This is a genomic window from Mycobacterium sp. ZZG (assembly GCF_054786995.1).
Map to the genome: position 1 here is coordinate 1 of NZ_JBTBFV010000095.1, position 12,533 is coordinate 12,533.

Here is a 12,533-nt window from a genome sequence, read left to right on the forward strand (position 1 = left end):
ATCAGTTCCTCGTCACACTGACGGTGCACACGAACAAGATCAATTCGACAACGGCGGCACAGGCCACATCAGCACGCTCAATGACGTCCACATACCCCGTGATCGTCATCCCGAGAGACGGTCAACACCCGCGGCGAGCAGGGCCTGGGGTTTGTTGTTGAGCGAGTGGCCCGGCTGCCAGGTCTGCCCGTCGTCGGCGCTGGTGTACAGCCGTCCTTCGAGGTCGGCGCCGAGCAGGGGACCGCGGTCGGGCCAGCTGATGAACAGCAGTGCCGGCGCACCGGTGACTGCGCTGAACGTCCTCGCCCCGTCGGTGCTTCGGAGCAGCCCTTGGCGTGCTGTCGCGAGAATCTCATCCGGGGCACCCGGTGATACTGCGAGGTCGACGGCGGCGGGCACTTCTGCGCGCTGCTGCCAGGACCGCTGATCAAAACTAACCATCACGGTGCCGGATTGGCTGTCGTGACCGTAGACCCGTCCGTGGCGGTATTTGAGCGCGTGGAAGTCGGCGCTACCGTGCAACGACAGAGGTTCCCAGGACTGGCCGGCGTCGCTGCTTTTGATCAGGCCGAGGTGCGGGGGCTGTTGACGATCGGCGGGGTCGGGGTGGCCGCTAGCCAGGAATTCGTCGGGGCCGGCGACGGTGAAGCCCATGAAGTCCTGCGAGAGCTCACCAACTCGTTGGGGCGCCTGATCTTGCTCAACGGTGTAGAGGCCGTAATGAGTTGCGACGTAGAGCTTGTCGTCAGATGGGTTGATGCCGAGGCCGTGGATGTGCACCATGCCCGGCACGACGGCGGGTGGCGGGCTTTCAGGGGCGTTCGACGAACAGGCCGCGGCCAGAGCCCCGGTCAGGGCGATGGCGAAAAGGTTGCGGATCAGCACACGGACACCTTCCGGTCACGAGATCTACGTAGTTCAATAGTAGGTGGGCAGTGCGTGGCTACAGCCGAGGCGCCGTCGATCCATGGTGAGGCCACTGCGTGAGGTGGCTGCGCCTCGGGTGGCGCCGACCGCGGGTGACAGACCGGGGGAGGTGTCTTCATCAAATCTTCATCGGATCACGAACCGACCCATACTCGGATTGCTGAGGCTGGGGTGCGGCGGCGCAAGGCTTGCCGTGTGGACGCATGGTGTCACGAAGATGTTCGAGGAAGGATGTGCGATGCAGCACAAGCGTTTTGGATTCGGGCTTGCGGCGCTTGCGGCGTCGGCCCTGTTTGTCAGCGGCTGTTCGAATGCAACGAACGAGTCTCAGTCATCGGCGTCGAGCACCACCTCGGCAGCAGCGTCGGCGTCGGCTTCGCCCAGTGCTGCGAGCAGTGACGCTGCCCATAACGATGCTGATGTGACGTTCGCGCAGGGCATGATCCCTCATCATCAGCAGGCGATCGAGATGAGCGACATGCTGCTCGGCAAGCAGGGAGTTGATCCTGAAGTAGTGTCACTCGCCAACGAGATCAAGAACGCTCAGGGTCCTGAGATCGAACAGATGCAGGGCTGGCTGCGGGACTGGGGAGTGTCCTCGTCGACAACGGCCCCCAGCACCGCCGCAATGCCCGGTCATGACATGCCTGGCCATCAAATGCCCAGCGGAGACATGGGTGATATGCCGGGTATGAGCGGCGGCGGTATGGGCATGATGTCGGAAGCCGATATGGCTGCACTGCAGAACGCGCAGGGCGCTGAGGCTAGCCGACTCTTCTTGACCCAGATGATCGAGCATCACAAGGGCGCGATCATGATGGCGCAGCAGGAAGTTGACAACGGCCAGTTCCCGGCGGCAGTCGAGATGGCGCGCAACATCGTGTCTTCTCAGCAAGCGGAGATCGACACGATGCAGGGAATGTTGGACAAGTAGCGCGGAGGGGCACTCGTCAGCGACGCGCTGAGTCAGCCGTCGCAGGGTGGTGCTGGCTGCGTATCGGGGTGATGGGCAAAGCAATGGTGAATGTTGCGCCGGCGCCGGGTCCAGCACTGGCTACCGAGATCGATCCGCCGTGCGCTTCGATGAGCGCTTTGGCGATGGCGAGCCCGATACCGGCGCCGCCATGCTCGCGGTCGCGGGCGGTGTCTGCCCGGTAGAACCGTTCGAACACTCGGGTGACGTGCTCAGCGGCGATCCCTTCTCCGGTGTCAGCAACAGCGAGTTTTACCCGGTCGCCGTCACGAACACAGTGAAGGTGTACCGACCCGCCGGGCGGTGTGTGCCGTAGCGCATTCTCCAGCAGGTTCCCCAACACTTGAGACAGTCGTTGTTCGTCGGCCCAAAGCGGCGGTAGCGGTTGCGGGAGGTGCACGTGCAGTCCGACCCCCTTGGCGTTATAGCGTTCTTGTGCTGCTGCGACGCACTGGCGGGTTAGGCGGTCCACGTCGAGGAAGGCGTAGGACATAGACACCGCACTTTCCTCGGCCTTCGCCAGCGCGGCGACGTCATCGGAGAATCGCACCAGCCGACGGGTTTGGTCGCGCAGCATGGCTGCTGTCTGGGGCGTCAAGGAGCGCACGCCGTCTTCGAGTGCCTCGATGTAGGCCTCGAGTACTGCCACGGGTGTGCGGATCTCGTGCGCGAGGTCTCCGAACAGTTGCTGTCGTGTCGAATCGACGGCTTGAAGCCGGGAGGCCATTTGGTTGAATGCGGTTGCGAGGGCGTCGAAGTCATCGCCGAGGCGCGGCGGTGACACGCGGATGTCGTAGTTCCCTTCAGCGACATCGGTGGCCGCGGCGGCGACTTCGGTGATGGACCGTTGGAGGCGTCGACTGACGTAGAAGCTGACCGCGAGGGCGGCCAGTGCTGACACCGCTAAAGCGCCTCCGATGGAGATCACCGTTGCGTAGCCGTAGGCCTCTTCGGCGTGGACTTCTTCCAGGGAGTCCATCGGGACACCGGCACGGTGGAGGTGTTCGCGGAACAGCGGTGGGCCGACCACGGCAGCGACCACCGCGGTCGTCGCCGCTCCGGCCGCCAGCACGATGGCTTGGGCCGCCAGGAGTCGCAGGCCGATACCGGGACGGCTCGGCCGTCGACGCCGGCGAGGGGTCGACGTAGGTGGGGGAGTCACTGTCCGGTTCCCATCCGGTATCCGACACCTCGAACCGTGGCGATGTAGCGGGGGCGTGCGGCGTCGTCGCCGAGTTTGCGTCGTAAGTGTCCGATGTGGACGTCGACGAGGTGTTCGTTGCCGACCCAGGGTTCGTCGCGGATTATTTCGAGAAGTTGTCGGCGGCTCAGTACGATTCCTGGCCGCGCGGACAGGGCTTCGAGAATGTCGAATTCGGTGCGGGTCAACAGGATTAGTTCGTCGTCGATATGTACCTCGCGGGCGGCGACGTTGATGCTCAGTGCGCCGAAGCGGCGCGGCGGGGCTGTCTCTCGTTCGGCGGGTGCGGCGGCTGTTTGCAGGATGCGGGGTCGCCGCAGCATGGCGCGGATGCGCGCGACCAGCTCGCGGGGACTGAAGGGTTTGGTGATGTAGTCGTCGGCGCCGACGGTGAGGCCGAGCACGGTATCCAGTTCGGTGTCACGGGCGGTGAGCATGACGACGTAGGCGTCGGAGAAGGTCCGCAATTGCCGGCAGACCTCGAGTCCGTCGATGCCGGGTAGGCCGAGGTCAAGGATGACGACATCGGGATCCAGGTCGCGTGCGACGGCGATTGCGTCGACACCGTTGCCGGCGACGACGGCTTCGAACTGCTCGCGTTCGAGATAGCTGGCCACCACTTCGGCCAGGGGGAGTTCGTCGTCGACGACCAGCGCGCGGTATCCCTTCGCGCTCTCAGGCGCGCCCAGGTGGTGGTGCTGCATGTCCCATATGGTGCCTGCTGGTGCGCCCGTAACCAGGTATGGCTGACCGGGCGGCTCGATCTTCAGCAGATCTTCACACGACTCATACCGTTTTCCTCCTGCGGTGGGGTGAGGCTCACTGTGAGGAGGGCTGACATGCGTTGGCTGATGGACGTGTGCCCGAACAGTCTCGGGTGGCAAGCGTGGCTGATCCTGTGTGCCGTGGTCGTGGTGCTGTGGGCGGCTGCGATCGCCGGCGCGACGGCGCTATTTAACGCCTCTCGCTGGCCGCGTCGTTCGGGGCGGCCTGACGTGCCCGAGGAGGCCGATTCGCAGCGGCCGCACCGCGGCGCACTGACCGGTCCACCTGCGCGGCATCGCGGCGACGTCAATATTCGATCAAGCGGGTGACGTAGGGCGTCATGCCGGAGGTGCGCACGGGCGAGATCTTGACGACCGACCCGGTGTAGGGGGCTTCGATCATCATGCCGTCGCCCAGATACATCGCTTCGTGCTGGCTGGCGTTGGGGCCGTAAAAGATGAGGTCACCGCGTCGCATCTGTGACGAGGGGATCTTGCGGCCTGCGTTGTATTGCGACCCGGAGTAGTGGTCGAGTTTGATGCCGACGCCGGCGAAGGCATACAGCATCAGGCCCGAACAGTCGAAACCCACGGTGTTGGCGCCCTGGTCGATGCCTCGTGACGGGCCGTTGGCGTTGCCGCCGCCCCAGGAGTAAGGCACGCCCAGTTGTGACATGGCGCGGCGAATCACGAACTCTGAGGCCTGGCGGCCGTAGAGGCGGGGGATGCGTCCGTTGGTGATGCCGGGATCTGCGGCGGCGGTGACTGGAGACAGAATGCCGAGTTTGGTGAGGAACTTGCGGCCCATGTCGGCCGTCAGCTGCGCCGAGGTCGCCATGATCTTGAGGACGGCATTGATGATGGCCACCGGGTCGCCGGCCACGTTAGCGCTGGGCACCATCGGCAGCGTGGTGTCCCACAGGCCCCCCTTGGTGGCGCCCCCCGGCGACGTGGTGCCGCGGTCCCAGGGAGCGCCGGATACCGGAACAGTGCCGGGTTGCGCCGCACTGGGCGCGGCGGCTGTCGCCGCCACCGGTCGGGCAGCTTCCAGTCGAGCTTGAGCGGAGTCGCGTTCGGTAGCGAGCCGTTCGACCTCGCGTCGCTGTGCGGTAAACGTCTGCTGGGCGTCCCGGAGTGCGGCTACCGCGTCGTCTTGCCGGCGTTGGGTGTCTGCGGCGGCGCTCTCGGCGCGCGCCCGCGCTGCCGTCGCAGCAGAAAGCTTGTTGGCCTGATCGGTCTGCCGACGCAGGAGGTCGTCGTGGACCCGCTGGAAGCTGATGGTGAGGGTCTGCTGGGTCGAGGCCCCGGCCAGGATCTCCTCGGGACTTTGCGCCAGCGGCAACGCACCCGACGGCCCGTTCATATAGGTCGACGCGGCGAAGCGGTCAAAACGCTGTTGTGCGGCCTCGATCGCGTGTTGACTGGCGGTAAGGGCTTGGTCGCTGGCAACAACGTCGCGTCGGGCCTGCGCGAGGGTGTCGCGAGCGGCCGCGATTTCGACCAGGGCACGGTTGACGCCCTCTTGCTTGATCTGGATGTCGCTACCGACGTCGGCCATCCGCTGGTTCGCTTCGGCGACCGCCGCAACCAATGAGGGAACGTCGTCGCGGTCGGGGCTGCCGTCATGCCCGGCAACAGCGGTACCCGGGGCGCTGAGCACCAGTGCCGGCATTAATGCGAAGAGACTCAGAAAAGAAGTGAGGCGCCGCATCGAATCTCCTCAGCTGGGGTGAGCGTTGTCGAGCCGCGCACCTAAGCCGAACGGCACCCGCGGCACTCCTACTACCGAGCTAAGTACGTAGCACGATAGTACGTAGAGGGAACGTACATCACTTTGGTATCAGGAGGAACGTCTGTCACAGTCTCGGGTCGGTTACGACTGTGCGCCACGGGCGCTAGTTTCACGCGCCGCGGCCGGTAGTGCAGATGCTGGCCCTATGCGGTCGAGGTGAGGCGTATCGAGGCTTTTCCCAGCTCGGCGGCTACATTGGGGGCTGAAGAGCTCGGGGCGCGAGGAGGCCAGCTCGTCGCGGAGAGCGGGAGAGGCGCAAATGGAACAGCGAGGATTCGGCGACCTCGAAGCGGTGGTCATGGATTGCGTGTGGGATTACGCCGAGCCTGTCACGGTGCGTGAGGTTTTCGACGAGATCTCTCAACGGCGGCAGATCGCTTACACCACCGTGATGTCGACGATGGACAACCTGTACCGCAAGCGCTGGTTGCAACGTCAGCGCGATGGGAAAGCGTACGTGTATCAGGCGTCCATGAGCCGCGAGGAGCGTTCCGCGCGTTTGATGAAGGCCGCGTTCGACGCCGGCGGGGATACCGATGCGGTGCTGGCGTTCTTTGTTGAGCAGATGAACGCCGAGCAGTCCGCTCAATTGAAGGCGGCTCTGCGCAAGGGGCGTCGGTGATGACCGCCGCGCTGTGGCTGCTCCTCTACGGCAGCGCGCTGGCCTGGTGGGCGCCACCGGTCCTGAGGCGGATGACCCGTCACGGCATCAGCCCCCATATGGGAGTGGCCGCCTGGCTGGCCACCGTCGCCGCGACGCTGACGGCGTGGCTCGTCGCGCTGATCATGGTCATCGGCGCAACGACGGACAGTATTCGTACGGGCGCGGTCGTGACGCTGTGCCTGGAGCTGTTTGGCTTCTCCGAGCACACCCCCATGGCCGGACGAATCGGTTCCGTTGTTCTCATCGCGGTAGGAACCCTGACGTCAGGGTTCGTCGTAATGCGGATCGGTCGCTGCTTGTCGCGGCTGCGGGCGCGAAGTCACGAGCACGCGCGTGCCGCGCGGATCGTCGGCCGACCCACCGACCATCCCAATGTGGTGGTCGTGGAGGCCGACCGGCCTGCTGCCTACTGCGTGGTCGGACGCCCGAACGCCATCATCGTTACCTCCGCGGCGATGAAGTCGTTGAACCGATCACAGCTCAAAGCGGTTCTGGCGCATGAAAACGCGCACATCTCCGGGCGCCACCACCACATCCTCATGGCGCTCCGCGCTTTGGGGGGCACACTGCCGCGGCTTCCGCTTTTCGCGACGGCCCCTCATCGTGTGGGTGAACTGCTGGAGATGTGCGCTGACGACACCGCCGTGCGCCGCGTCGGCACGCATCCGCTGTTGGCTGGATTATCTGCTCTGGCCGGAGAACACCCGCCTGCACGGGAAGGCCTCGCCGCGGCGGGAACAGCGGTCATCGCGCGAGCGCAGCGCCTGCTCACCCCCACACGCCGGCACGTGCGATGGCGCCACCGCCTCTGCCTGGCAGCCGCGATCACCGCCATGCTCGCCACACCCGCCCTCATCCAGGTGCTCTGCCACCACTAGCGCCTCAACGCCCGCCGCACGTTCCGCAGGTGGAGCCAATGCGCGTAGGCCGCCAGCAAAGGAAACACCGCTTGGCGCGCGGGCCGATAGAGAGCAAATTATCTACGTAGTAAAACCGTAGATGATCTGCGGTACAAGCAGCGCAACGATCTGTTGTATCTCCTTCGCGGAACCTCCAAAAGGGCGTTTTCGCAAGGGCATCGGGCGAAGTCGATCGTGCGACGGAACGGCCGGATGGCTCGGCGCAACGGCGGTCGCGCTCTGATCACAACCCGGCATCGGCTAGGGGGCCGAGCCGGAATCCGCCGATCCGCTGCTACAGTCGGCAACATCGTGAAGTACTTCGACGCGAACTCTGGGCAACGCCGCCGCGCCATCGTCGCGGCGTTGATCGCGTTCTGGACCGTCATCGTCGGAGCCGAGTGGGCACTGCCCGGCGTGAATGCGGCACCTACGCACGGACCGCACACCCTGGCCGCCAGTGCGGTCGGCGCGCCGATGTCTGTCGAGCTCGACCACCCCCACCTCTCCCAACCCGACGCCGAGTGCACGCCCGACACATTGGCCGAAGCGATCCTGCCGCGGGGAACGGTTTCCCTGATCGCGCTCGCGTTGGGCCTCGTCGTGGCTGTGCTTCCGCTGCTGTGGTGCCAGGCGGCGAAGGCGCCTATCCGCGGTCCACCACGGAACGCCCGCGCCCTGCGCACCGGCCGCGACGTGCTCGCCCACCTGTGTATCGCGCGCCGCTGATCGGCTAGCGTCAGGCCCCGTCGTCTTCGACGGTGGCCGGTGACCGCTACCTGCCGTCAGTCGCCGTGCTTCGTCGCGGCCTCACAGAAGCGACATTCATCGATGAATCCTGCCCTGCCAATCCGCCATGCACGCACTTCCCACACCCGATCGGCACAGCCACAACGCGGCCGCAACGAGCGGCCGGCCACCATGGTCGGCCAGACCCCTGTCTTGAGAATCGGCGCACCGTTCACGTCAGAAGAGCGGGGCTTTTGGGCCAAACTCGAAGGCTTCAACCCGGGAGGAATGAAAGACCGACCCGCGCTACACATGGTCGAACGCGCCCGCTCCCGCGGGGCACTTACCGCCGGCGCCCGCATCGTCGAATCCACGAGCGGGACGCTGGGATTGGGTCTCGCACTAGCCGGAACGGTCTACGGGCACCCCGTCACCTTGGTCACCGACCCCGGGATGGAGCCGATCATTCAGAATATGCTCGCCGCATTCGGCGCCGACATCGAATTGGTCACTGAACCGCACCCACAGGGAGGCTGGCAGCAGGCTCGCCGTGACCGCGTGCAGAAGATCTTGGCCACCGACCCGCGCGCGTGGCATCCCGATCAATACAGCAACCCCGATAACGTCGAGGCCTACCGCGGGCTCGCGTTGGAACTGAACGAACAACTCGGCGCCGTTGATGTCCTGGTGTGCTCGGTGGGCACCGGAGGCCACTCGGCCGGCGTCGCACGCGTCCTCCGAGAATTTAACCCGCAGCTGCGGCTGATCGGCGTCGACACGGTGGGCTCGACGATCTTCGGCCAGCCCGCGGCTTCTCGGCTCATGCGCGGCCTGGGATCGAGCATCTATCCCGGCAACGTCGACTACCAAGCGTTCAACGAAGTGCATTGGGTTGCCCCCGCGGAGTCGGTGTGGGCATGCCGCACCCTGGCGGCCACCCACTACGCCAGTGGCGGCTGGAGCGTCGGTGCGGTCGCCCTAGTTGCAGGCTGGGTCGCACGCAATAGCCCTGCCGGAGCCACTGTCGCAGCGATCTTCCCGGACGGTCCGCAACGCTACTTCGACACCATCTACAACGACGACTACTGCCGCGCCCACGGCCTGCTCGACGCAGCGCTCCCACGGCATCCCGCCACCATTGAGGATCCGATGACCCAGACAGTCACGGCGTGGACGCGATGCACCACCGTTGTCGACCCCACCGAGGTGCAGCCACGATGACCCTGCTGTCAGCCTTCCGCAGCTTTGGTTGGCCCAGTCGGATGCTGATGATCAACCAATTCGGCATCAACCTGGGCTTTTACATGCTCATGCCTTACCTGGCCGGCTACCTCGCCGGCCCGTTGGGGCTGGCCGCGTGGGCCATCGGCCTGGTGCTGGGTGTACGTAACTTCTCCCAGCAAGGCATGTTTCTCATCGGCGGCACTCTGGCAGACCGGCTGGGCTACAAACCGCTCATCGTCTGCGGATGTGTCCTCCGGACAGCAGGATTCGGCCTGCTCGTCTTCGCTGAATCGCTGCCGGCGGTTCTGATCGCCTCGGCAGCAACCGGCTTCGCCGGCGCCCTGTTCAATCCTGCGGTGCGCGCCTATCTGGCGGCCGACGCGGGCCCACGGCGCGTGGAAGCCTTCGCGGTGTTCAACGTGTTCTATCAGGCGGGCATTCTGGCCGGACCCCTTGTCGGGCTGGCCTTGATGTTCGTCGATTTCCGAATGACAGCTGCCGCCGCAGCGGTCGTGTTCGCAGCGCTGACCGTGGCCCAACTCTTAGCATTGCCCCACCGCGCCGCGGGGACACCTGATGAGAAGACATCGGTGCTGCAGGACTGGCGAACAGTAGCGGCCAACCGCTCCTTTCTGCTCTTCGCGGCGGCCATGATCGGGTCGTATGTTTTGTCATTCCAGGTCTATCTGGCATTGCCGCTTCAGGCGCGAGACCTGTTTCCGCGCAACGATTCCGTTGTCACCGCCATGATCTTCGTGGTCTCGGGTCTGGTTGCCGTCCTCGGCCAGATGCGGATCACACGATGGTTCGCCCACCGCTGGGGCGCCGGCCGCTCCCTGGTGATCGGCATGCTGATCCTCGCGGCGTCGTTTTTGCCGCTGATCGTGCTGCCCGATGACACCAGGGCAGGCAGAGTCGCCGCCGCGACCGCGCTACTCGTCGCCACGGCGGTGCTGGCGGTCGGGTCGGCGGCCGTCTTCCCGTTCGAGATGGACACCGTCGTCTCATTGGCCAACAACCGTCTCATCGGAACGCACTACGGCTTCTACAACACCATCGTCGGAGTCGGCATTCTTGTCGGCAATCTGGCCACCGGCTCGCTGATGCAGGCCGCCCGAGATCTCGGGCAACCCTGGCTGCTGTGGGTCCTGCTGTCGGCAATCGGGCTGGCCTCCGCAGCCGCCTTGTTCCGGCTGGACCGACGCGGCCGACTTCAACCCGAACCGCTGACATCCTCTGGCGCGCAAACCCCCCGCTGAACACCCGAAGACGCGAACATGTCCGACACCCCATATCGCCATCTACGTAGTAACTACGTAGATGGCGATATGCTGGTTCCAGCATCCGCGCGGACACCTTCACGCCCTGAATGGCCCACGCTGGCAAGGAGACTGCCACGACCATCGAGCCGCACCCCGCTTCGGGCAGCGTTGCCTCTCCGGCGATAGCTGCTGGGCGCATTCGCGTTCTGCTGGTTGAACCTCGGCGCATCTACGCCGACATGTTGGCCCGCACCCTGCGCGCCGAAGAGTTCGCCGTCGACGTCGCACGCTCAGATGCTGCAGCGCTCACCGCGGTGCGCGACGATGACCCCGACGTGGTGGTGGTGTGCCTGGGATCATCCGCGCACGGCGCCGTCGTCCTTGACCGTGTTCGCCAGGCCGCCCATTGCGGCGTCGTCGCGCTCGCCGACACAGAGATGGCGCCACTGATATCGCGCGTCGGAGTGGTTCCCATCGGCTCCCGCGACATACTCAACACGCGAATACGGCAGACACTCAGGCATTCTCACCAACGCAGCGAGGACGGCGGCGCCCAGCGACGCCACGTCGACGATCTGGTGATCGACGTGGGGGTCCGGCGGGTCTATCAGCGCGGCAACGTCATATCGCTGACTCGAACGGAGTTCGCGATCCTTCGGGTGTTGTCCGATGATCCAGGGGAGCCCGTGACGTGCCGACGACTTCAGGAAGTCCTTTGGGGGGCGACGCAGCCCGGCGGGCGGTCGGCACTGGGCGTGCACATCGGCAATCTACGTCGCAAGCTCGGTGACGCCCCGTCTTGTCCGCGCTATGTCCGGACGGTCCGCGGCATCGGCTACTGTCTGGCCGGCTGAACCATTACCCGGTGCAGACAAGGCGTTTGGTGGGAGGAAGCTGTTGGCGGAAGCGTTCGGGGTCAGGTCTCGATAATCCGTATGACGTAGGGTGTCATCCCGGCGGTACGCACCGGTGAAATCTTGATGGGAACGCCGGTTTGTTGCGCCTCGATCATTTTTCCGCCGCCGAGGTAGATCGCTTCGTGTTGGCTTCCGCCGGGCCCCCAGAACAGGAGGTCACCGCGTTTAGCTTGCGCGGGAGGTACCTTGCGGCCAGCGTTGTACTGGTCGCCGGACCATCGCGGCAACAGTACTCCGACGCCGGCGAAGGCGAATCGTGTCAGTCCTGAGCAGTCGAAACCGACGGTGCCTGCGCCTTGGTCGACACCGCGACTAGGGCCGGTGAGGCTGCCCCCTCCCCAGGAGTAGGGAACGCCGATCTGCGTTCCTGCCCTGCGGATAACGTATTCGATCGCCTGGGCACCGTAGAGACGGTTGCCGCGGACGCTCGTTTGGGGGCTTGCCGCGGGACTGACGAGTCCGAGACTGCTCAGGAAGCTACGCCCCAAGTCCATCGCAGTCTGGGTGGCAACGGCCGTCGCCTGCAAGGACGCGTTGGCGATGGCAACCGGATCGCCGGGCGCTCCCGCACTCGGGATCTTGGGCAGGAGTGGATCCCACGGACCGCCTGTCGGCTCGGCGGAGGCTGCTGGCGTGCACGCCAAAAGTACCGTCGCGACGACGGCAACGATCACCCCAGTCAGGCGAAAGCCGACCGCAGATACGCGGCCTTCCTCCGGGCGGACGCATCGGGCCATCGGTTCCATATGGCGTTCTTTCTTTCGGCTGTCGGAGCGCCGGTGATTGGTTTCGCCAAGAAAGGCGAAACAGAGCGTTCCGTACTGTGCAGCAACGATGTACGTAGCGAATACGTAGATCAGCCTAACTCACATATGCCTCATCAGTAACACCTGCAACATAATTACAATGCTGGAATTTCGGCAGCTGAAATTGCTAATGGCGTTTGCGAATGGGTGCTTGAAAGTGTCGATCGTCGATGGCAAAGGCTACGAAATAAGCGGTGGTCCGGACACGTGAAAACGCCGTTACCTGAGGACGGCAAACCAAAGGTGCCGGTCAAGTCCAGGGACGTGGTGTACGACGTCGTCGGGTGATTCTTCGAGGTGATGGTTCAGGCGGTCAGTGCCGCCGGCGTGGCCTCCTGTTCGCTCGGGGTGTCGTTGACGGCACGTGATTTGCTC

Annotated in this window: 12 protein-coding genes; 7 read left to right on the forward strand and 5 right to left on the reverse strand. The window is 64.9% G+C overall.

Going from position 1 to position 12,533, the window contains the following annotated elements:
• Nucleotides 1-105: 105 nt before the first annotated feature.
• The gene (locus tag ACXMYJ_RS27640; protein WP_460359392.1) at nucleotides 106-885 is read right to left on the reverse strand and encodes a F510_1955 family glycosylhydrolase; all 780 of its coding nucleotides are present in this window, start codon (nucleotides 883-885) and stop codon (nucleotides 106-108) included.
• 280 nt (nucleotides 886-1,165) lie between these two features.
• On the opposite strand from ACXMYJ_RS27640, the gene ACXMYJ_RS27645 reads away from it, so the two are divergent.
• The gene (locus ACXMYJ_RS27645) at nucleotides 1,166-1,861 is read left to right on the forward strand and encodes a DUF305 domain-containing protein (RefSeq protein ID WP_046361683.1); all 696 of its coding nucleotides are present in this window, start codon (nucleotides 1,166-1,168) and stop codon (nucleotides 1,859-1,861) included.
• Nucleotides 1,862-1,877: 16 nt separating this feature from the next.
• Here ACXMYJ_RS27645 and ACXMYJ_RS27650 read toward each other — a convergent pair whose 3' ends face one another.
• The 3 genes from ACXMYJ_RS27650 to ripA form a co-directional block, all read right to left on the reverse strand.
• Nucleotides 1,878-3,062, reverse strand: a complete 1,185-nt coding sequence (locus tag ACXMYJ_RS27650) for a sensor histidine kinase (RefSeq protein ID WP_460359393.1) — start codon at nucleotides 3,060-3,062, stop codon at nucleotides 1,878-1,880.
• Nucleotides 3,059-3,805: a response regulator transcription factor gene (locus ACXMYJ_RS27655; RefSeq protein ID WP_067952909.1), complete on the reverse strand. Its 747-nt coding sequence runs from the start codon at nucleotides 3,803-3,805 to the stop codon at nucleotides 3,059-3,061. Before ACXMYJ_RS27655 ends, ACXMYJ_RS27650 begins: the two co-directional genes overlap by 4 nt.
• A 367-nt stretch (nucleotides 3,806-4,172) precedes the next feature.
• Nucleotides 4,173-5,576, reverse strand: coding sequence for an NlpC/P60 family peptidoglycan endopeptidase RipA (gene ripA, locus ACXMYJ_RS27660; protein ID WP_460359394.1), 1,404 nt, complete (start codon nucleotides 5,574-5,576; stop codon nucleotides 4,173-4,175).
• Nucleotides 5,577-5,916: 340 nt separating this feature from the next.
• On the opposite strand from ripA, the gene ACXMYJ_RS27665 reads away from it, so the two are divergent.
• From ACXMYJ_RS27665 to ACXMYJ_RS27690, 6 genes are all read left to right on the forward strand, one after another.
• Nucleotides 5,917-6,279, forward strand: a complete 363-nt coding sequence (locus tag ACXMYJ_RS27665) for a BlaI/MecI/CopY family transcriptional regulator (protein WP_024444607.1) — start codon at nucleotides 5,917-5,919, stop codon at nucleotides 6,277-6,279.
• Nucleotides 6,279-7,199, forward strand: a complete 921-nt coding sequence (locus ACXMYJ_RS27670; RefSeq protein WP_460359395.1) for a M56 family metallopeptidase — start codon at nucleotides 6,279-6,281, stop codon at nucleotides 7,197-7,199. The genes ACXMYJ_RS27665 and ACXMYJ_RS27670 overlap by 1 nt, the downstream gene beginning before the upstream one ends.
• Nucleotides 7,200-7,532: 333 nt before the next feature.
• Complete coding sequence (lpqS, locus tag ACXMYJ_RS27675) at nucleotides 7,533-7,949, forward strand: putative copper homeostasis (lipo)protein LpqS (protein ID WP_073683291.1); 417 nt, start codon at nucleotides 7,533-7,535, stop codon at nucleotides 7,947-7,949.
• A gap of 102 nt (nucleotides 7,950-8,051) precedes the next feature.
• The gene (locus ACXMYJ_RS27680) at nucleotides 8,052-9,170 is read left to right on the forward strand and encodes a PLP-dependent cysteine synthase family protein (RefSeq protein ID WP_460359396.1); all 1,119 of its coding nucleotides are present in this window, start codon (nucleotides 8,052-8,054) and stop codon (nucleotides 9,168-9,170) included.
• The gene (locus ACXMYJ_RS27685) at nucleotides 9,167-10,432 is read left to right on the forward strand and encodes an MDR family MFS transporter (RefSeq protein WP_460359397.1); all 1,266 of its coding nucleotides are present in this window, start codon (nucleotides 9,167-9,169) and stop codon (nucleotides 10,430-10,432) included. The genes ACXMYJ_RS27680 and ACXMYJ_RS27685 overlap by 4 nt, the downstream gene beginning before the upstream one ends.
• Nucleotides 10,433-10,674: 242 nt before the next feature.
• A complete protein-coding gene (locus ACXMYJ_RS27690; RefSeq protein WP_460359398.1) occupies nucleotides 10,675-11,289 on the forward strand; it encodes a winged helix-turn-helix domain-containing protein in 615 nt (204 codons plus the stop codon).
• 62 nt (nucleotides 11,290-11,351) lie between these two features.
• Here ACXMYJ_RS27690 and ripB read toward each other — a convergent pair whose 3' ends face one another.
• Nucleotides 11,352-12,098 (reverse strand): NlpC/P60 family peptidoglycan endopeptidase RipB, encoded by a 747-nt coding sequence (ripB, locus tag ACXMYJ_RS27695; protein ID WP_046361656.1) that lies wholly within the window; start codon nucleotides 12,096-12,098, stop codon nucleotides 11,352-11,354.
• Between the last annotated feature and the right edge of the window lie 435 nt (nucleotides 12,099-12,533).